Raw genomic sequence first — 19,808 nt, 5'->3', positions numbered from 1 at the left:
GGTGCGTTCGGTCCTGTTTGTCTGTCTCGGCAACATCTGCCGCTCCCCGCTGGCCGAGGCGATCCTGCGCTCGCAGGCGGAAGCGAAGGGCATGGCGCTGCGGATCGATTCCGCCGGCACGGGTTCGTGGCATATCGGTGACCCCCCCTGCGACCACTCGGTCCGTGTGGCGGAGGGGCACGGCCTGGACATCGCCGCCTACCGTGCCCGGCAGGTGAGCCCAGCAGACAGGGAGCGTTTTGACGTTATCGTCGGTCTGGATGCGAAGAACGTTGCCGATCTCAAACGCATGGGCATGGCTAACGTCTACAAACTGGGCGATTTCGGTTACGGCGGTGAAGACGTGCCGGATCCCTATTTCTTTCCCGGCTTCGAAGGGTTCGAAAAAGTCTTTACGATGATCGAAACCTGCTGCACGACCCTGATAACCCGTCTTGAAACAGGATTAGAGTGAAACTAAACAGTAACTAATTGTTACACGTTATCTTTTTATTACCTTATCCGTTATACCATTAAGATTCGGCTGAAAAAAATGCTTCCACAATTCGACACTGTTTTGACGTCTCAAATGGTATGAAACTGTTTCCCGCCGGAGATGTGCCGTGTTGTGAACCTGACAGGGACACTCGATAACCCTCATTGACATGTCACGTACTGCAAAGAGAGGAGAGACGAAAATGACGCATGTCTATCTGAACGCCAACGTCATCAAGGATGCACTCAAAGCCCGTGAGATCACCGAGCGCGAGGCCAAGGAAATGACCAGCAGACTTAAAGGCTGTGAAGTCAAACGGAGCCGGGAAGGGCGCCGTCATGAAGAGAAGGTGATCTCCTGATCACCCGCTGAAGGGTGCCTCTTCATATTTCAAAGAGGCGCCGATAACATAAAGGGGAGCGCTCTTGAGCGCTCCCAGACCCGCATAACGGCCCACGGCCAATCCCCACTGACCATCTTCTAACACGACCGTGATACCTTCATCCGTATCGATAAAGTCCAGCTGTTTGTCGTCGACGAGTCTGGCATCGTTCATGCCGCTCATTTCAAAGCTGATATCGATCCAGTCATAACCACGGTGTTTGTCCTGGACGGAGAGGGTGAGGGTGGCTGTGGTGGGGCCGTTCAAGGCGAGGGAGCGCAACATCGCCCCTTCGCCGTTTACGATGCGCTCCAGCAGTTGCGAGGCGGCTGAAGCCGTCGACAGTGGTTTCACTGACAGCCCACGCATTCCATGGAGCGGTCTTCGACGTCGTTCGTCGCTTCCGGCGATTGTGAGCGCAGATAGTAGGTGGACTTGATCCCAAGGCGCCATGCGAGCATGTAGATTTCGTTGAGGTACTTTCCGCTCGCTTTGTCGAGGGTGATGAAGATGTTGAGACTCTGCCCCTGGTCGATCCACTTCTGGCGAATGGAGGCTGCTTTGACGAGGATCGTCTGGTCGAGGTCATAGGCCGGCGTGTAGAAGGACCAGGTATCCGGGCTCAGGTTCGGTGCACAGACGGGGATGAGACCAGAGAGGTTCTCTTCGTACCATTTGCGTTTGTAGACCGGCTCGATCGTCTGCGTCGTACCCGTGAGGATGGAGATGGAGGAAGTAGGGGCGATCGCCATCAGGTAACCGTTGCGCATCCCCTGTGTTTTCACCGTTTCGCGCAGGCTCTCCCAGTCGTAGGCGGAGGCGAAGAGACCGCCGCGGTCGACGAGGTTCAGGACTTCGGCGTTGGCGTGGTCCATCGGCAGGATGCCGCGGCTCCATTTGGAACCCTCGAACTCGGGGTAGCTCCCTTTTTCAAGGGAGAGGTTTGACGACGCCTTGATGGCGTTATAGCTCACGGCTTCCATCACTTCGTCGATCTTGTCGAAATGCTCCTGGCTTCCCCAGCTCACTCCCGCCTCGGCAAGCATCTGCGCTTCACCCATAACGCCCAGGCCGATAGAGCGGCTGCGGGCGTTTGTACGTTTGACCTTCTCCAGCGGGTAGAAGTTGAGGTCGATAACGTTATCGAGGGCACGGACGGCGATCGGGACGATGCGGTCGATGTCCTCTTTGGTGTTAACACGTGACAGGTTGACGGAGGCGAGGTTACACACCGCCGTCGCGCCGTCGACCTTCTCTTTTTCGACAATATAGATCTGCTGTCCGCCGATGCTGTCGAGAGCCGTGACCTTCTTGGCCGGTTTCTCGATACCGCTGTCGACCTTGACGAGCTCATCCTCTTCGTAGGTGAGGCACTCACCGTTTTCAAACTTGAGTTTGATCAGGTAGTGGTTCGGCTGGGTGTTCTGGAAGATCTCCGTACAGAGGTTGGAGCTGCGGATGATGCCGTAGTGATCGTTCGGGTTAGCCTTGTTAGCGTTGTCCTTGAAACAGAGGAAAGGGCTGCCGGTTTCGAAATAGCTCGTGAGGATCCGTTTCCAGAGGTCCTTGGCTTTGTGGCGCTCTTTGAGGACGCTCTCGTCCTGCTCGAGTTCAAGATAACGTTTTTCAAACGCCTCGCCGTGGAGTTCGGAGAGCTCTTTGCATTCGAGCGGGTCGAACGTCGTCCAGATGCCGTCCTCCTGGACGCGCTTCATAAAGAGGTTGTTGATCCAGAGCGCCGGGAAGAGGTCGTGCGCGCGGCGGCGCTCTTCGCCGGAGTTTTTCTTCAGGTCGAGGAAGTCGATGATATCCATGTGCCACGGTTCCAGGTAGACGGCAATGGCCCCTTTGCGGGTCCCGAGCTGGTCGACGGCGATGGCGATGTCGTTGGTGATCTTCAGAAACGGTACGGTACCGCCGGCGGCATTCTTGTGGCCGTCGATATACGAACCCATGGAGCGGACCTGTGTCCAGTCCCAGCCGATCCCGCCGCCGAACTTGGAGAGCAGGGCCATCTCTTTATAGCTGTCGAAGATCCCCTCGATGTTATCCGGTGTCGAACCGATATAACAGGAGCTGAGCTGGTGGCGTGTCGTCCGTGCGTTGGAGAGGGTAGGGGTCGCCATCATGACCTCGAACTTGGAGATCATGTCGTAGAACTTCTTCGCCCACTCCTGCGGATTCTCCTCGTTCTGTGCAAGGAACATGGAGACGGCCATGAACATGTGCTGCGGCAGCTCGATCGGGTCGCCGTTGCGGTCCTTGATCAGGTAGCGGTCGTAGAGGGTACGGATACCGAGGTAGGTGAACTGCAGGTCACGCTCGGGATCGATGTAGGCATCGAGGTCGTCGAGGTCGTACTTGCTGCGAAGCCCCAGCAGGATACGCCCCTCTTTTTCCCCTTTTTCAAAATACTTTTCCAGTTTGCAGTAACCGGTAAAACCGTTGACGCGGTGGTAAAGGTCAAACAGAAACAGGCGGGCGGCGACAAACGTCCAGTTCGGTGCATCGATATCGATCTTGTCGACAGCGGTTTTGATCAGGGTCTCCTGAATCTCCCGTGACGTGGTGCCGTCGCGGAACTGGATCTGTGCGTCGACTTCGAGTTCGCTCTGGCTAACATTGGTCAGCCCGTTGACCGCTGCGGAAGTGTACTTCTGGATTTTCGTGATATCAAGCGGTTCTCTGCGTCCGTTTCGTTTGAGGATCGTGATCATTATTTGCCTTTACAGAAAGTTCATGTTTTGTATGCAAATGATAGAAAAGAGGGGAAGGCTCTTCCTACACTGTTTTATATGGATTCCTTATCGACCCTCTTGCAATAAAGAGCCAGGAAGATAAGGAAATTATATTCGAATTAGATTGTTATTTGCTAAAGACCCGTGCAAAAATTTTATCCACGTTTTTCGTATAGTAATCGTAGTTAAAACATTCGCGGATCTGCTCTTCGCTCAGACTTTTTCTCAGCTCTTCGTCACCGAGCAGGTACTGCAGATAGAGGCTCTCGCCTTTCTCGTTCAGTGCCGGTTTGCCCTGCTGCAGACCTTCCCATACTTTCATTGCGTTGCGCTGGACGATGCGGTAGGCATCTTCGCGGCTCACACCCTGTTTGGGGAGTTCGAGCAGGACGCGCTGGGAGAAGACGAGGCCGCCCGTGAGGTTCAGGTTTCTCATCATGTTCTCCGGGTAGACGACCATGTTAGCGATGACGTTATTCATACGGTGCAGCATGAAGTCGGAGGTGATGAAAGCGTCCGGCAGCCAGAAGCGCTCGGTCGAGCTGTGGGAGATGTCGCGCTCATGCCAGAGCGAGACGTTCTCCATTGCCGGGATGGAGTAGGCGCGGATCATGCGTGCCAGACCGGTGATGTTTTCGGTCAGAATAGGGTTGCGCTTGTGCGGCATGGCGGATGAACCTTTCTGCCCCTTGGCGAAGAACTCTTCGACTTCGTACACTTCCGTGCGCTGCCAGTGGCGGACCTGAACGGCAAACTTCTCGATGCTGCTCGCCATCAGGGCGAGGGAGGTCGCCAGGCGGGCGTAACGGTCGCGCTGGATCACCTGGTTGGAAGCGGGCGCCGGCTGGAGGCCGAGCTCTTCACAGGTGTACTCTTCGAGCTCCAGCGGGGCATGGGCGAAGTTACCCATGGCACCGGAGACCTGGCCGACGGAGATGACCTCCATCGTCTCTTCGAGGTTTTTGAGGTGGCGGTGCATTTCGTCGTACCAGACGGCCAGGACGAGACCGAAGGTGATCGGTTCGCCGTGGATACCGTGGGAGCGTCCGACCATCAGGGTCATCTTGTGCTCTTCCGCGCGTTTCTTGATGGACTCCATGAGCATTTTGACATCTTCGATGATCAGGGCAAGGGAGTCTTTCATCTGCAGGGCTACGGCCGTGTCGATCGTATCGGAGGAGGTCATGCCGTAGTGGAACCAGCGGCTCTCGTCGCCGAGTGTCTCCGAAACGGAGGTGGTAAAGGCGATCAGGTCGTGGCGGGTCACCTTCTCGATCTCATCGATACGTTCGACGTTGAAGCCGGCGTTCTCTACAATTTTTTTCGCATCATCGTCGGGGATGAGCCCCAGTCTGTTCCAGGCTTTGACAACCGCTTTTTCGACATCGAGCCAGGCCTGATATTTTGCCTGCATCGTCCATTTGGATGCCATTTCTTCTCTGGCATAGCGTTCTACCATTCTCGCTCCTCGTTGCAGCGGTTTTTTTTAGCCGGATTCGACGGAAAAGACACATCGTTCCTATGCTAAAATGCCGCTTTTATATAAAGTAGATAATAGCCAAGCGTCACTAATAAAGGGTTTAATTTGCCGTTCGTCCTTAAAGATTTCGTTGCCCCAAAACGCATGAAGGCTTTCCTCTTTTTAATACGCGAACTCGGCTTCACCCAGCGCGATGCACAGCGCTATATTTCGAAGGGCCGTATCTTTATCAACGGTGAGTTGATGCGCGACCCCGGCGGCGACGTTGAGGGTTTGTTTCAGTGTGTTATGTTTGAGCCGGTCTCCCGCGGCCTCGACCCTGTTTTTCAAACGAAATGGTTTGCGCTGTTTGACAAACCGAGCGGTGTGCTTGTGCATCCGCAGAACCGTCACACCCCCTACAGTATGGTGGATGAAATACGCCACCGCTTCGGACCGCATGCAAACATTACACACCGCATTGATCAGGAGACGAGCGGACTGTTATTGTCCGCGAAGGACAAAGAGAGCGAACGCACTCTCAAACTGATGTTTGAAAACCGTGAGATGGACAAACGCTATCTGGCTATTGTCCATGGCAAGATGGATGCAGATGTGACGATTGAGGCACCATTGATCAGACAGCCGGATGACTCCGCCCTGGTCAGGATGATCGTCAAGGTCCATGTGGAGGGCAAGCCGTCGCGGACGGACATCAAGGTCCTGCGCTATTTTCCCGAGCACGATATGACCCTTGTCGAAGCGAAACCGCTGACGGGCAGGCAGCACCAGATACGGGTACATTTGTTTCACGTGAAACATCCGATCGTCGGCGACCCCATTTATGGGCAGGATGAAGAGGATGTCGTCCGCTTTCTGGATAAGGGGATAAGCGACGAGGAGCGTATAGCGAAGAGCGGTGCGAAACGGTTGTTGCTGCACGCCAACAGATTGGCGTTTACCTTCGAAGGCGTCCGATACGATCTGGTTTCCAGGACGGACTTTATCAGTGAGGCTTTTGAGGCGATGAAGTGAGTGAATGTTTCACGTGAAACATTCACTCCGTATCAATGTAGCGCTTGCGTTTGCTCTCTTTGATCTTTGTGACGTCGACCAGGATATAGCTGTCGATACAGTTGTTGAACTCGGCATCGATCCCGAAATCCATAAAGGTGATCCCTCCCTCATCGCATAGCTCCGCATACTGTTTATAGAGCGTCGGTACGGTGACGTTGAAGGCCCTCAGATACTCTTTGAGACGGCGGAAGTCTTCGGCATAGTCGTCGCCGCAGAAGCGCGCCTTTTCATCCTCCAGGGCAAGGGCAGAGAGCCGGTACGGGGTACGTGCGGTCACCAGGGCGTCCCGGCTACCGAAGTAGTGCCCGTAGAAGTGGACCAGCGCCTCTTTGGCGGCAGAGGGGTAGCTTCCGCTGATGCTGACGGGACCGATCATGTACCTGATATGGGGATGGTGCTTCAGGTAGGCGCCGATGCCCTGCCAAAGATAATCGAGCGCGCGGCTTCCCCAGTATTTGGGCTGGATGAAACTGCGTCCGAGCTCAATGGCATTCTCAAGGTAGGGTTCGAACGCCTCGCCGAGGCTGCAGAGTTCATTGAGATAGAGGGCGTCTTTGCTGCCCCAGGAGAGCACCCATTCGCAGTCGGCAATGCGGTAGGCACCGACGACCTCCAGCGCGTCGTCGTCCCAGAGCACGAGGTGGCGGTAGTACTCGTCGTAGCGGTCGAGGTCGCGCTTGCGGCCGCTCCCTTCGCCGACTTTGCGGAAACTGTATTCGCGCAGGCGGCCGACTTCATTGAGCAGGGTCGGCGCCTCTTCGAAGTCGGCGAGATAGATCTGCTTGTTGTCCGAGGTCGAACCGATATGCTGCGCCCGCTTGAGCTCCTCTTTGATCAGGTGACGCGGTTCGGGGTGGGCGATGCACTGTTGGGTCGGGTAGAGCGGTTTGCGCCCCTTGGAGACTCTGTAAAGGTGCTTGCGCATCATCTTTGCGTGGCGCTTGTAACTCAGCGGCATATCGTTGATGGTATCGATGCCGATCATTTCGCCTACGGTGAACTCGACGACGCTGTTGCGGGCGGAGAACATCTCTTTGGCGAGCAGCATCGTCGCCAGCGGACGGTAGAGCCACGATGCGCCGTAGAAGAGGGCGGAGTTGCGCGCCTTGATATGGATGGGAAGGATCGGACTCTGTGTGCGCTTGGCGAACTTCATGAAGCCGCTCTTCCACTTGCTGTCGGCGATACCGTTGAGGTATGCGCGTGAGACTTCGCCAGCGGGGAAAAAGATGACGGCCTCTTCATTACGGAGCGCTTCGTCGACCTTTTTCATGCTCTCCTTGGTCAGGCGGCCGTTAAAGGTGTCCACGGCGATCAGAAGATCACTGATCTGGTCAAAGGCGGCGAGCACCTTGTTGGCGATGATCTTCACCTTCTTGTCGTGGCGGATGCTGCTGACCATTTTGATCAATGTGAAGGCATCCATGGCACCCATGGGGTGGTTGGCGACGATGATCACTTTTCCGATGGCCGGAATGTTCTGGATCTGGTGGTGGTCCGTTTTATAGGAAATATTCAGATGCTCCAGCGCCGCGTCGATGAATGCGAGGTTTTTCACTTTGCGGTGGTCGGTGATAAAATGGTTGATTTTCTCTTCTTGAAGCAGCAGTCTCAAAAAGGAGAGGGCCGGTTTCCTGACTGCTGTCGGGTAGTGGAAGAAACGCGGGTACTCTTGATGCAGTGTGCCTTCGATATTCAGCATGGGATGCTCCATAGCGGCAGATACGCTGCACTGATGCGCCGCAGCGAAGTTGCCGGATTTTTATGGAAAGCAGTATAGGTTGCCGAAATTACACGGCCATTACATTTTCGCTACAGTGCTGTTACATGTAAAAGAGGATCGAAGAATAAGTATAAGAAAATCAAATATTAAAATGTGATGTTGTTTCAAGTTATTCACGGCTTTGAACAATATGTGAATTAAGCAGCAAAAAGTGTCGTTTTTAGAAGGTGTATGGAGAGAAAAAAAGGGGATGTGCAAGGGAGACGAGCATTAGCTGCTCAGTCTTTTCCCTTCCCAGTACTCGTTGAGTTCGCGGCGGACCCGGGCAAGGATCTCTTCACGCGACTCGTTGTTGTCGAAGGCGAGCATTTTCGCCAGTTCAGAGGCTGAACGGCGTTCCGTATAGGTACGCTCGATATAGTTAACGGCATTCGGATTAAAACGGTTGGCAGCTTCCATCGCTACTCTTTTGTTGAATGCAATAGTATCTGGGTAAGCATTGTTGATAAGAACGAGATATCCAATGGCTTTCATAGTACTACTTTCCGGCGGGAATTCTACAATACAGCCACAGACGGTAAAACATGTTGGGGGGAACCGTCGTCATACAGTCTGTCAAGAAACATGAAAATCGATGAATTTCATGATTTCTTATACTGCTGCATGTATTGTAAGTGCAATAGTAACAAAAAGGGAGGAAAAAATCTAGGGTTTTTTAAATTTTTTTTCGCTAGGCACTTTGTCATATGCACCCCCTCTTTTTCTGAGATAGGCTATAATTGCTTAGCAAAAAAAAACAGAATGAGGGTGTTTAATATGCATAAAATCGTCAGTATAGGCCTTGTGACGGTTGTCGGGTCGGTTTTGACACTTTCGGCACGGGGGGACACGGTTCACTGCAGCGTGCTCGATGACGGCGTCGAAAAGATTCAGTGTACATTCGTAACACCCCGTAAAGATTGGGAACGCGAGGTTGTTTTCTATTGGCATTCGGACATGTTTCCGCAGGATGACAGAGAGCACACCATGGCGCTGCCGACCCGAAACGGTTCGGTCTATGACTACCGCTACCTTCGCGGACGGGCGCAGGGAGTGTGGACGGTGACGGTGACGCTGACGGAAGAGGACGGGAGCGAGCGCGAAGTCTCACGCCGTTTTTCACTGGAGGATGGGACGGTCGACGAACTGGCCCATTAAGCAAGCCGCGTTACTTTTTTTCGTTCTTGACGACCCAGACGATCCCGCCGAGGCCGACGAGGACGACACCGATCAAAAAAACGATCTGTACGATATCCAATCCTGTCATGCTTTTCCCTTCTCTTCGTTTGTTTTCTCTTTGAGCTGCCCGCAGGCCGCGCTGATGTCGATCCCTTTCGAATCACGGATGGTACAGAGCTGTCCGTGGTCGATCAGATACTGCTGGAACTTCACCATGTCTTCGCGTTCGGGGCGCTGGTAGTCGCTACCGGGGTAGGGGTTGAAGTAGATCAGGTTGACCTTTGCCTTGATGCCGTGCAGCAGTTTGATCAGTTTTTTCGCCGAGGCGATGTCGTCGTTTTTCCCTTTGATGACGAGGTATTCGAACATGACGCGTTTGCGGGTGTCGATGGGGAATCGGCGCACGGCATCCATGATGGAGGCGATGTTGTACGCCTTGTTCATGGGGATAAGCTCTGTGCGCAGCTCGTCGTCGACGGCGTGGAGGCTGATGGCGATGTGTACACCGAGGTCCATCTGCCCCAGTTTGTCGATGCGGGTGCTGATCCCGCTCGTGGAGACCGTCTGGCGCTTGCCGGAGATGGAGAGACCGTCCTCGTCCTTGAGGATGCGGATCGCCTTGGCGAGGTTGTCGAGGTTGTCCAGCGGTTCCCCCATGCCCATATAGACGATATTGACCCGGCGGTTCGCCGCATGGTCGTTGTCTTTCTTGACGGAGAGCACCTGGGCGACGATCTCGCCGGGGGTGAGGTCGCGGGTGAAGCCCCCCTTGGCCGTCAAACAGAAGCTGCAGCCGACTTTGCAGCCGACCTGGGTGGAGACGCAGACCGTGTGTTTGGCCTCCTGGGCGACGGAGCCGTCTTCGTTGTACTGCGTCTCTTTCATCTTCAGCCAGACGGTTTCGACCGTTTTGCCGTCGGGGAGTTCGAAGAGGTACTTGATGGTGCCGTCGGCCGACTCCTCCTTGCGCAGGATTTTGAGCGGGTTGAGAATATAGCGCTCGTTCAGCTCTTCGCGCAGGCTTTTGGGAATGTTGGCCATTTCGTCGAAGCTGTCGACGAAGCTGTGATAGATCCAGCCGTAGATCTGCTTGGCGCGGAAAGCGGGCTTGACGGTCTGGGCAAGCTCCTCTTTGGTAAGGTCCATGATCGTCGGTTTCGGTGTGTTCATGCCGTCAACTCCTTGATGCGTCGCTTGACATGCTCGCCCAGCAGCGCCTTGGCCCTGTCATGGTTGGCGACAAAATCGGCGTGGGCATCTGCGTTGCAGTAGTTGGTGACGCAGAAGACGCCGCCCGCAGGAATGCCGAACTCTTGCGCAACGCGCAGGACGGCAAAGAACTCCATGTTCTCGATGCCGACGCCGAAGCGCAGAAACCCTCTGGCGAGTTCGGCGTCCGTCGTAATGTAGTTGCTGGAGTTGACGATGATCTCCCTGGTCCCCTCGGTATTGGTCGAGACGACGTTGTCGATGGGGGTATAGGCCTTGTTCTGCAAAAAGGCGAGCTCGATGTTCGACGCCGTTTTCGATTCGACGATGTCGAAGATCGCTTTCTCCCCGTAACTGCCGGCCGTCCCGACAAACAGGAGGAACTCCGGTTTGTCGAAGAGGCAGAGGCGGGTAATGTTCATGGTCGTCTCGATGAGCCCGACGCCCATCGGGGTCGCGAAGTCAAAGGTCTCGTTGTTGCCGGCACAGATGATCATCGCGCTTCATTCCTTATGAATGTGAATTTTTTTCAAGGGTGTAACCGACATCGTCGGCGATCGTATCGATCCGAACCCGCATCTCATCCAGACCGTCGTTCAAACCCTTGTTATAGAAGTAAACCCCTATCTCTTCGGCAAAAAAGTCCAGCAGGAACTCTGCGTCGAAGCCGCCGATCTCCTGGTCGAGCTCTTTGGCGACATAGGTTTTGATCTTTTCGACCAAGATCGCCTTCTCTTCGGGCGAAAACGTGACGATATCGGACATCTCAGAGCCGGACCGGGATGCCGTTACCCTGGAGGTAGTGTTTGAGTTCCATGATATCGATCTCTTTGAAGTGGAAGATACTTGCCGCCAGCGCCGCGTCGGCGCCGTGCTCGAAGGCCTCTTTGATGTGCTCCATCGTGCCCGCGCCGCCGCTGGCGATGACCGGGACGTTGACGAGGGAGCTGATCTGCTCGGTGATGGGGATGTCGAAGCCTGCCTTGGTGCCGTCGGTGTCCATGGAGGTGAGCAGGATCTCCCCCGCACCCCGGTCGACGGCCTCTTTGGCCCATGCCACGGCGTCGATGCCCGTATCGATGCGCCCGCCGTTGAGGTAGACGTGGTAGCGGTCCCCCGTCTTTTTCACGTCGATGGCGACGACGATGCACTGCGACCCGAACCGTTTCGCCCCTTCATTGATGAGGTCGGGGCGTTTGACCGCCGCGGAGTTGACGCTCACCTTGTCGCAGCCGACGTTGAGCAGTTTGTAGATGTCGTCAAGTTTGCGGATCCCCCCGCCGACGGTCAGCGGGATAAAGACCTCTTTGGCGACCTGCTCGACGATATGGACGATCGTGTCGCGCTCTTCGTGCGACGCGGTAATGTCGAGAAAGGTCAGTTCGTCCGCACCCTCTTCGTTGTAGCGTTTGGCGATCTCCACCGGGTCGCCCGCATCTTTGAGTCCGACGAAGTTGACCCCTTTGACGACGCGGCCGTCCTTGACGTCGAGACAGGGGATGATACGTTTGGCGAAATAATCCATGGGTTCGCTTTCATAATAGGTATCAAATTATAAGGTAATGCATCTTAATGTGAATGGCTATTCGCTATTTGTGCTACCATTAGAGGAACGATTAATATTATTTAAAGAGGGTGACGTGGCGCGTGTGAGCAAAGAAGAACGTAAAGAGAACATCATTTCGACGGCATTGAAGCTGTTTGCGGAGAAGGGTTTTTATGTCACGACCATTCCCGATATCGCGGCGAAGGTCGGCATGAGCGTGGGGAACTTTTACAACTACTTCAGCTCGAAGGATATCCTGGCCAAGGAACTCATCCTCTACATTTCCGAATACCTCGGCAAACACATCCGCGAGATCAACGAAGGTCCGGGCAGCGCAAAGGATAAGATCAGCGCGATCGTTACCTTCTACTTCACGATGGCGACCGAACGCCCGGAGATGATCGAGTATTTCCTCCGGATCTACCTCTCCAACCGCGAGGTGTTCGGAGAGTCGTGCGAGGGGATGGTCTGCGTCTCGCCCTTTATTACGGAAATGATGATCTTCTTCGATGACGGCGTCGCCGGAGGCGAACTCCGCGACCAGGACTTTTTCAGCGCCTTCGGCCTCTTTATGGGGTACCTCGGGGGGATGGTCTTTCTCTTCGGCGAGAAGATACTGCCCGAACCACTGAGCAGCTATGAGGCCTCCATCGCGGAGAATATCTACCGTGCGCTCAAGACTGTTTAAACCGACGCTGATCTGGCTTCAGGGCGTCACCTGCAACGGCAACACCCACTCCTTCTTAAACCTTCCCTATCTGCCGCAGCTGCTGGCGCGTTTTGAGGTGCTCTACCATCCGCTGCTCCCCTGTTCCCAGAGCCTGGAGGAGATTGCGCGCTGCAGACGCGGCTGCGACGTCCTTGTCTTCGAAGGCGCCTTCGACCCGATGATGGAGCGCGCCGGTGTGACGCTGGAGCGGCTGGTGGCGTATTATGCCGAGGAAGCCGGTCACGTCATCGCGGCGGGCAGCTGCGCCAGCTTCGGCGGTATCTTCAAAGCGGCGGCGCCGGAACGCAACAGCGGCCTGGCCTACGCCGGGGAGCATCCCGACGGCCCCCTGCTCGGGAAAGCCGGCAAAGTGATCAATCTCTCCGGCTGCCCCGTGCACCCCGAATGGCTCGGATTCGCCCTGATGAACATCGCGGAGGGGCGTCCCATTTCCGTCGATGCCCTGGGAAGGCCGACGGCGCTCTACCGCCACATGGCGCATGACGGCTGCCTGCGCAACGAGTACTTCGAGTGGAAGGTGGATGCGGAGCAGTTCGGGCGGAAGGAGGGGTGCCTCTTCTATGAACACGGCTGCCGCGGGCCGCTGACCCACGCCTCGTGCAACCGGACGCTCTGGAACGGCGTCAGTTCGAAAATGCGGGTCGGCACGCCCTGTTTCGGCTGTACCGAGCCCGATTTCCCGCGCCGCAACCTTTTTGAAACGAAGACGAACATGTCCATTCCCGAAGAGGTGCCGGTCGGCGTCTCCAAGCGTGCCTACCTGACGATGACGGGCATCGCCAAAAGCTTCAAAATCAAACGGCTGGAGGAGCGGCTTACCGATGATGACTAGGGCACTGATTGAACACATCGAGGGGGAGGCGTCGCTCTATTTCGACACCCGCGGGGAGAAAATCACCTGGGCGGAGATCGCTTTTCCGCATTTCAGGGGGATGGAGCGCATGCTCGAGGGGCGGAAAGCGACCGATGCCCTGGTGATCACGCCGCGGGTCTGCGGGATCTGCGGGCACGCTCACCTGATGGCGACCGTCCGGGCGATCGAGGCGGCATATGCGCAGGCGGGCTACCCCGTCGTGCTGACGCGAAAGGCGCGGAGCATCCGGGAGCTGACGCTGGTACTCGAGATGATCCAGAACCATTTTAAATGGCTCTACCTCGTCATTCTGCCCGAACTGGAAAAACTGGGTGTCGGAGGCCTCTCTCCAGCCCCGCTCAAGGGTGCCTACGCCGCCGCGCAGGCGACGAAGATTCTGGCGCTCTTCGCCGGGCAGTGGCCCCACAGCTCCTACATGATCCCCGGCGGCGTCACCTGCGACCCGACCCATCTGGAACGCATCCAGGCGGCGGGCCTGCTGGACGAGCTGATCGGTTTTTTCGAAAAGGAGACGGCGGGCGTAGGGCTGGATGCGCTGCTCTCCTTTGCCTCCTGCCGGGAATTCAACCCGCTGCAGAGCGATCTCGGGCGTCTGGAAAAGGGGCTGATCGCGACGGAGATGCATAAAAAGGGGATGGCATACGACCGGTTCGTCGTCCTGGGAGAACACGGCTTTACGGTACGGGCGCGGCTGAAACATACCCGTCCGATGAAAGCCGATCCCTGCCTGGTATCGACGGAACCGGCAGTCTGCCGGGACGAGACGAGTCATGCCCGCAATGTCCGCTACGGGAAGCACTTTTACGAAGTCGGGCCGCTCGCCCGGTCGATCTCGGCCGATACCGCCCTGATCAAAAACATGCACCGCCGCTACAAGGACAGCGTTTACACACGGGTGATGGCCAGGGCGTACGAGACGGCCGTGCTGCTGCAGCATGCGAAAACGCTGCTGGCGGAGCTGGAGCTCTCCGAACCCTCCTATGTCCCGCCGGTACCCCTTGAACGCATCAGCGCTACGGGGGAGGGGATCGTCGAGGCCCCGCGCGGCCCGCTGATGCACCGCATGCGTCTGGAGCGGGGGATCGTCGCCGAATACAAGATCATCACGCCGACGCAGTGGAATCTCGGCAGTTCCGTGATGTCCGATCCGGCACCGGCGCAAAAAGCGATGGTCGGTGCCGCCGATATCGCCGAGGCGACGTTCATTTTCCGCAGTTTTGACGTCTGTTCGGTGTGTACGACGCATTGATCCCCGGGCGGCATCATAAAATAATTCATTCATATTTATATTATAAAAAATAAATATACTATCTCCATTTCCGCACGTTTTCTCTCCTAATACATAAGTAACAATAGTAGAATACTAAGGTATTAAATAAAGAAAAAATTATTGCCTAGAAATCCCTGAATATAGGGCTTTTAACGTTTTTTGTTCCCGGAACAGAACCCCATAAAAATAAAAGTGCTTGACACTGAATGAATATTCATTTATAGTTTTTCCATTCCAAACGGTTTCCGAGATTCTGACGTCTTTCCTGGCGTCCGTTTCACAGCGGGAAGCCGAAAAACAATAGGCAGCGGGGCGGCGAATCCCTCCCGGCTGCAGAAAGGAGATTGGAATGAAGGTCAATACAACATCCGGTTACGGCAGCGATGCCAACCAGACCCGGTTGCGGGCAGCCGTCGTCGCGCTGGCGGCGACCATGTACCTGCATACGGGCAGTGCCGTCTGGCTTCTGCTGCTGGCACTGGACTATTTCGTGCTGCTCAATGCGACGCCATGGATCAGCCCGCTGGCGCTGAGTGCCCGCGCCGCAACGTACATGATACGGTTCGGGGCGCGCAGGGGCGACGCGGCGGAAAAGCGTTTCGCCGATCAGATCAAGTTCGGCGTGACACTGGGAACGCTAGGCACGGACCTGGCGGGATACGCGAACATCGCCGGACTGTTTGCCGGCGCGTTTGCGATCTGGACGGCGGCCGAAGCGGTGGATGACAGCTGTATGGGGTGTGCCCTCTACCGCTGGTTGAAACGGCATGAGATCGAGGTCGTGGCGCTGTAGGCCCGAACAGGTGCGAAGGTACCGCATTAATCCGTATTTCAAGGAGACGGCATGCATTACGCAACCAATGTAACGGAACTGATCGGCAATACGCCGCTGGTGAAGCTGAACAACGCTTCGGACGAAACGGAAACGACGCTGCTGGGCAAGTGTGAATTCATGAACCCTTCCGGATCGGTCAAGGACCGGATCGGGAAGAACATGATCACGCGGGCACTGGAGAGCGGGCTTCTGAACAAACAGAGCGTGATCATCGAGCCGACCAGCGGCAATACGGGGATCGCGCTCGCGTCGATCGCGGCGGGGCTGGGACTAAGGCTGATTCTTACGATGCCGAGCTCCATGAGCATCGAGCGCCGGAAGCTGCTCTTGGCACTCGGGGCGGAACTCGAGCTGACCGACCCCGCCGCGGGGATGGCCGGCGCGGTGGTGCGGGCCAACGAGCTCGCTGCCACGATCGAGAACGGCGTGGTGCTGCAGCAGTTTGAGAATCCGGCCAACCCGGTCGCGCATATGGTGACGACGGCGGAAGAGATATGGCGGGATACAGCCGGGAAGATCGATATCTTCGTCGCCGCCGTCGGCACCGGTGGCACGATCACCGGTGTGGGATCGATCCTCAAGGCGTACAACCCGAACATCGAGATCATCGCGGTGGAGCCCGAGGACTCGGCGGTCCTCTCGGGCGGCAAGCCCGGACCGCACAAAATCCAGGGGATCGGGGCGGGCTTCGTGCCCAAGGTACTCGACCCCTGGGCCTACGGCGAGGTGTTGACCGTCGGGAACGACGAGGCCATGGCTTCGGCGCGGAAGCTCGCACGGGACGAGGGGCTGCTCGTCGGCATCTCTTCGGGCGCGAACGTGCTCGCCGCCCGCACGGTGGCGGCCCGGCGGGAGAACCGGGGGAAGATGATCGTGACGATGCTTTGCGATACCGGCGAGCGGTATCTGTCGACGCCGCTGTACGACATCGAAGCAGCCGAATAGCGGCGAAACAACAAGAGGGCCGGTCGCACCGGCTCCATGAAAAGCGTGGTGACATTATGCAAGAAAAAGCCTATCGGAGTGCGGTGAAGACCCTCTCCTGGCGCGCGGTCGGCACCCTGGACACGATGGTGATCTCGTACCTGATTACGGGCAGCCTGGCAATGGCCGCCTCGATCGGTTCGATCGAGGTCTTCACGAAAATGGTCCTGTACTACCTGCATGAGCGGGCCTGGACGAGGGTCGGCATCGGTCTGCACCGGCCGACCGGCGATGATTATCAGATTTAGGAGATGGCATGCACAAGCACATTGAAACATTGAACCGCCGTCTGGCGGGAAGCAGCGCCGATGAGGTGCTGGCGTATTTCGCGCAGCAGTACGGCGGACGGATCGCGCTGGCCTCGAGTTTCGGCGCGGAGGACCAGGTGCTGACGCATCTGCTGCAGCCGCACCGCGAGCGCATCGGGATCTTTACGATCGACACGGGCCGGCTGCCGTATGAGACCTACGACGTGATGGACAGAACGAACCAAAAGTACGGGATGAACATCGACGTCTATTTCCCTGACCCTTCGGACGTGGAGGCGCTTTACAAGGCGCAGGGGATCAACGGCTTTTACGACAGCGTCGAAAACCGCAGACGCTGCTGCCATGCCCGGAAGATCGCGCCGCTGAAGCGCGCGCTTCGGGGTGTGGAGGTCTGGATCACGGGGCTCCGGCGGGAACAGTCCCCGACCCGCGAATCGATGCGATTGGTCGAGCACGACGAAGCAAACGGCCTGCTGAAGCTCAACCCGCTCATCGAGTGGAGCGAGGCGGAGGTGTGGGAGCATCTCCACGCCAACGGCGTGCCCTATAACCGGCTGCACGACCACGGTTACCCGAGTATCGGCTGCGCGCCGTGTACCCGGGCCGTCGTCCCGGGCGACGATATCCGCTCGGGGCGCTGGTGGTGGGAATTGCCCGAACACAAAGAGTGCGGACTGCACCGAAAGGAGTAAACAATGCTTGACAGACAACGTCGCACCCATCTGAGGAAACTCGAGGCGGAGGCGATCCACATCATGCGCGAAGTCGCGGCTGAGTTCGACAACCCGGCCATGCTCTACAGCATCGGGAAGGACTCCTCGGTGATGCTGCACCTGGCGCTCAAGGCGTTTTACCCGGCCAAGCTGCCTTTCCCGCTGCTGCATGTGGATACGACCTGGAAGTTCAGGGAGATGATCGCGTTCCGCGACAGCCGGATCGACGCGCTGGGGCTGGAACTGCTGGTCCACGTCAACGAAGAGGGCGTCGCCCGCGGCATCGGCCCCTTCACCCACGGCAGCGCGGTCCATACGGACGTGATGAAGACCGAGGGGCTGAAGCAGGCGCTCGACAAATACGGGTTCGACGCCGTATTCGGCGGCGCGCGCCGCGACGAAGAGAAGAGCCGCGCCAAGGAGCGGATCTACTCCTTCCGCGACGCGAACCACCGCTGGGACCCGAAAAACCAGCGCCCCGAGCTATGGAACGTCTACAACGGCAGCATCCGTCGGGGCGAGAGTATCCGGGTCTTCCCGCTGTCAAACTGGACGGAGCTGGATATCTGGCAGTACATCTACCTTGAACAGATCCCGATCGTCCCGCTTTATTTTGCTCAGGAGCGCCCCATCGTGGAGCGCGACGGCGTGAAAATTATGGTCGACGACGACCGGATGCCGCTGCAGGAGGGGGAGACGCCCCGCCTGGAGAGCGTGCGCTTCCGGACGCTCGGCTGCTACCCGCTGACCGGCGCGGTCGCTTCGACGGCGACGACGCTGCCGGAGATCATTCAGGAGATGCTGCTGGCGAAGACCAGCGAACGCCAGGGACGGGTGATCGACAGCGATCAGTCCGGTTCCATGGAGAAGAAGAAAATGGAAGGATATTTCTGATGGAAGCACAAGAGAGACTGATAGCCTCGGACATCGAGCGCTACCTGCATGAACACGAAAACAAAGAACTGCTCCGGTTCATCACCTGCGGCAGCGTCGATGACGGGAAAAGCACCCTCATCGGCCGCCTGCTGCACGATACGAAGATGATCTTCGAAGACCAGCTGGCGGCGATCACGAAGGAGAGCCGCAAATCAGGAACGACGGGAGAGCGGGTCGACCTCGCCCTGCTTGTCGACGGCCTGCAGAGCGAACGCGAGCAGGGGATTACCATCGACGTCGCGTACCGTTACTTTGCCACCGACAAGCGCAAGTTCATCATCGCGGACACCCCGGGGCACGAGCAGTACACGCGGAACATGGCGACGGGCGCGTCGACCGCCGACCTGGCGATCATCCTGATCGACGCCCGTTACGGCATCCAGACGCAGACGCGGCGCCATTCATTCATTGTACGGCTGCTGGGGATCACCCGGGTGATCGTCGCGGTGAACAAGATGGACCTCGTCGATTTCTCCGAGGGGCGTTTCGAAGCGATCCGGCAGGAGTATATGGCGTTCGCGGCGGGTCTGAATATCGCGGAGGTGTCGGTGATTCCGCTTTCGGCGCTGGAGGGGGACAACGTCGTGGAACGCTCGGCGCGTCTGCCGTGGTACGAGGGCGCGACGCTGCTTGAACTGCTTGAGACGGCCGAACTGGACAGGCAGGTCGACGGGGCGCCTTTCCGTTTCCCCGTGCAGTACGTCAACCGGCCCTCCTCCGACTTCCGCGGCTTTGCCGGGACCGTGGCCTCCGGCGCGATCCGCAAGGGCGACGCGGTGAAGGTCATGCCGTCGGGGAAACGGTCGCGGGTGCGTTCGATCGTGACCTTTGACGGCGAACTGGCGGTCGCGGAGGCGGACAACGCCGTGACGCTGACCCTTGAAGACGAGATCGACATCAGCCGCGGCGACATCCTCGTCGGCGGCGACGCCGAGATCGCCCTCGCCGGGAAGCTCATTGCGGAGCTGGTCTGGATGGATGAGACGCCGCTCGAGATCGGCAGGACCTACACGCTCAAGCGTGCGGCGACAACGGTGGCGGCACGGGTGGTGGCGATCGACCACCAGTACGATGTCAACACCCTTACGGAGCATGAAGCGTCCGCCCTCGGGCTCAACGGGATCGCCCGGGTGCGGCTCGCCCTGGGGGCTCCGATCGCCTTTGATCCGTATGAAACGAACCGTTATACGGGCAGTTTCATTTTGATCGACCGCGTCAGCAACAACACGTCGGCTGCCGGCATGATCGTCGCGGCGGCGGAAGAGCAGGCGCTGCCGGAAACGGCGGCCGCATCGTTCGAGGCGGAACTCAACGCCCTGATACGCAGGCACTTCCCGCATTGGGAAGCCAAAGCGATTGCATAGGAGGTG

The 19,808-nt window shown here is 57.3% G+C and carries 22 protein-coding genes; 13 read left to right on the top strand and 9 right to left on the bottom strand.

The window, feature by feature from the left end; genetic code table 11:
- The first annotated feature begins 1 nt into the window (after window position 1).
- A complete protein-coding gene (locus tag ACM66T_RS13195) occupies window positions 2-454 on the top strand; it encodes a low molecular weight protein-tyrosine-phosphatase (RefSeq protein WP_231019516.1) in 453 nt (150 codons plus the stop codon).
- A gap of 223 nt (window positions 455-677) precedes the next feature.
- Window positions 678-836, top strand: a complete 159-nt coding sequence (locus ACM66T_RS13190; RefSeq protein WP_231019515.1) for a hypothetical protein — start codon at window positions 678-680, stop codon at window positions 834-836.
- Here the strand turns inward: ACM66T_RS13190 and ACM66T_RS13185 are convergent, their stop codons facing one another.
- From ACM66T_RS13185 to purB, 3 genes are all read right to left on the bottom strand, one after another.
- The gene (locus ACM66T_RS13185) at window positions 837-1,211 is read right to left on the bottom strand and encodes a hypothetical protein (protein ID WP_231019514.1); all 375 of its coding nucleotides are present in this window, start codon (window positions 1,209-1,211) and stop codon (window positions 837-839) included. It abuts the gene before it with no gap.
- On the bottom strand, window positions 1,208-3,574 hold the full coding sequence (locus ACM66T_RS13180) for a ribonucleoside-diphosphate reductase subunit alpha (RefSeq protein ID WP_231019512.1): 2,367 nt from the start codon (window positions 3,572-3,574) through the stop codon (window positions 1,208-1,210). The genes ACM66T_RS13185 and ACM66T_RS13180 overlap by 4 nt, the downstream gene beginning before the upstream one ends.
- A gap of 148 nt (window positions 3,575-3,722) precedes the next feature.
- Complete coding sequence (gene purB, locus ACM66T_RS13175; protein WP_231019510.1) at window positions 3,723-5,054, bottom strand: adenylosuccinate lyase; 1,332 nt, start codon at window positions 5,052-5,054, stop codon at window positions 3,723-3,725.
- 126 nt (window positions 5,055-5,180) lie between these two features.
- Between purB and ACM66T_RS13170 the strand changes: the two genes are divergently transcribed.
- The gene (locus ACM66T_RS13170; protein ID WP_231019509.1) at window positions 5,181-6,089 is read left to right on the top strand and encodes an RluA family pseudouridine synthase; all 909 of its coding nucleotides are present in this window, start codon (window positions 5,181-5,183) and stop codon (window positions 6,087-6,089) included.
- 22 nt (window positions 6,090-6,111) lie between these two features.
- Here the strand turns inward: ACM66T_RS13170 and ACM66T_RS13165 are convergent, their stop codons facing one another.
- Complete coding sequence (locus tag ACM66T_RS13165; protein ID WP_416768650.1) at window positions 6,112-7,833, bottom strand: lysophospholipid acyltransferase family protein; 1,722 nt, start codon at window positions 7,831-7,833, stop codon at window positions 6,112-6,114.
- Window positions 7,834-8,124: 291 nt separating this feature from the next.
- Window positions 8,125-8,313, bottom strand: coding sequence for a hypothetical protein (locus tag ACM66T_RS13160; RefSeq protein WP_345988437.1), 189 nt, complete (start codon window positions 8,311-8,313; stop codon window positions 8,125-8,127).
- Window positions 8,314-8,670: 357 nt separating this feature from the next.
- On the opposite strand from ACM66T_RS13160, the gene ACM66T_RS13155 reads away from it, so the two are divergent.
- Window positions 8,671-9,051, top strand: coding sequence for a hypothetical protein (locus ACM66T_RS13155; protein WP_231019506.1), 381 nt, complete (start codon window positions 8,671-8,673; stop codon window positions 9,049-9,051).
- A gap of 105 nt (window positions 9,052-9,156) precedes the next feature.
- On the opposite strand, the gene rlmN is transcribed toward ACM66T_RS13155, so the two are convergent.
- Genes rlmN through hisF form a run of 4 tightly spaced genes read right to left on the bottom strand, consistent with a single transcriptional unit; the run spans window position 9,157 to window position 11,806 of the window.
- Window positions 9,157-10,242 carry a 23S rRNA (adenine(2503)-C(2))-methyltransferase RlmN gene (gene rlmN, locus ACM66T_RS13150; RefSeq protein WP_231019504.1) on the bottom strand — a complete coding sequence of 362 codons (1,086 nt, stop codon included), beginning with the start codon at window positions 10,240-10,242 and terminating at the stop codon, window positions 9,157-9,159.
- Window positions 10,239-10,778, bottom strand: coding sequence for a purine-nucleoside phosphorylase (locus tag ACM66T_RS13145; protein WP_231019503.1), 540 nt, complete (start codon window positions 10,776-10,778; stop codon window positions 10,239-10,241). The genes rlmN and ACM66T_RS13145 overlap by 4 nt, the downstream gene beginning before the upstream one ends.
- A 13-nt stretch (window positions 10,779-10,791) precedes the next feature.
- On the bottom strand, window positions 10,792-11,046 hold the full coding sequence (locus tag ACM66T_RS13140) for a DUF2164 domain-containing protein (RefSeq protein WP_231019502.1): 255 nt from the start codon (window positions 11,044-11,046) through the stop codon (window positions 10,792-10,794).
- 1 nt (window position 11,047) lies between these two features.
- On the bottom strand, window positions 11,048-11,806 hold the full coding sequence (gene hisF, locus ACM66T_RS13135; protein WP_231019501.1) for an imidazole glycerol phosphate synthase subunit HisF: 759 nt from the start codon (window positions 11,804-11,806) through the stop codon (window positions 11,048-11,050).
- A gap of 124 nt (window positions 11,807-11,930) precedes the next feature.
- Here hisF and ACM66T_RS13130 point away from each other — a divergent pair, with 124 nt between their 5' ends.
- The 9 genes from ACM66T_RS13130 to cysN all read left to right on the top strand — a co-directional run bounded on the left by ACM66T_RS13130 (window position 11,931) and on the right by cysN (window position 19,802).
- Window positions 11,931-12,515 carry a TetR/AcrR family transcriptional regulator gene (locus ACM66T_RS13130; protein ID WP_345970151.1) on the top strand — a complete coding sequence of 195 codons (585 nt, stop codon included), beginning with the start codon at window positions 11,931-11,933 and terminating at the stop codon, window positions 12,513-12,515.
- On the top strand, window positions 12,496-13,389 hold the full coding sequence (locus tag ACM66T_RS13125) for a hydrogenase (RefSeq protein ID WP_231019499.1): 894 nt from the start codon (window positions 12,496-12,498) through the stop codon (window positions 13,387-13,389). Before ACM66T_RS13130 ends, ACM66T_RS13125 begins: the two co-directional genes overlap by 20 nt.
- Complete coding sequence (locus ACM66T_RS13120; RefSeq protein WP_231019497.1) at window positions 13,379-14,680, top strand: nickel-dependent hydrogenase large subunit; 1,302 nt, start codon at window positions 13,379-13,381, stop codon at window positions 14,678-14,680. The genes ACM66T_RS13125 and ACM66T_RS13120 overlap by 11 nt, the downstream gene beginning before the upstream one ends.
- A 370-nt stretch (window positions 14,681-15,050) precedes the next feature.
- Entirely contained in the window at window positions 15,051-15,494 is a 444-nt protein-coding gene (locus tag ACM66T_RS13115; protein WP_231019495.1) for a DUF4395 family protein, read from the top strand.
- Between the two features lie 51 nt (window positions 15,495-15,545).
- Window positions 15,546-16,481 (top strand): cysteine synthase A, encoded by a 936-nt coding sequence (gene cysK, locus ACM66T_RS13110; RefSeq protein WP_231019494.1) that lies wholly within the window; start codon window positions 15,546-15,548, stop codon window positions 16,479-16,481.
- Window positions 16,482-16,537: 56 nt separating this feature from the next.
- Window positions 16,538-16,768 (top strand): DUF2061 domain-containing protein, encoded by a 231-nt coding sequence (locus ACM66T_RS13105; RefSeq protein ID WP_416768649.1) that lies wholly within the window; start codon window positions 16,538-16,540, stop codon window positions 16,766-16,768.
- Between the two features lie 8 nt (window positions 16,769-16,776).
- The gene (locus ACM66T_RS13100) at window positions 16,777-17,481 is read left to right on the top strand and encodes a phosphoadenylyl-sulfate reductase (RefSeq protein ID WP_416768648.1); all 705 of its coding nucleotides are present in this window, start codon (window positions 16,777-16,779) and stop codon (window positions 17,479-17,481) included.
- 3 nt (window positions 17,482-17,484) lie between these two features.
- Window positions 17,485-18,396 carry a sulfate adenylyltransferase subunit CysD gene (gene cysD / locus ACM66T_RS13095; protein WP_231019491.1) on the top strand — a complete coding sequence of 304 codons (912 nt, stop codon included), beginning with the start codon at window positions 17,485-17,487 and terminating at the stop codon, window positions 18,394-18,396.
- The gene (gene cysN / locus ACM66T_RS13090; protein ID WP_416768647.1) at window positions 18,396-19,802 is read left to right on the top strand and encodes a sulfate adenylyltransferase subunit CysN; all 1,407 of its coding nucleotides are present in this window, start codon (window positions 18,396-18,398) and stop codon (window positions 19,800-19,802) included. The genes cysD and cysN overlap by 1 nt, the downstream gene beginning before the upstream one ends.
- Window positions 19,803-19,808 lie beyond the last annotated feature (6 nt).

The organism is Sulfurimonas sp. ST-25, assembly GCF_048079205.1.
Classification (GTDB): Bacteria; Campylobacterota; Campylobacteria; order Campylobacterales; family Sulfurimonadaceae; genus Thiomicrolovo; species Thiomicrolovo sulfuroxydans.
This window is presented reverse-complemented; position numbering and strand designations above follow the sequence as displayed.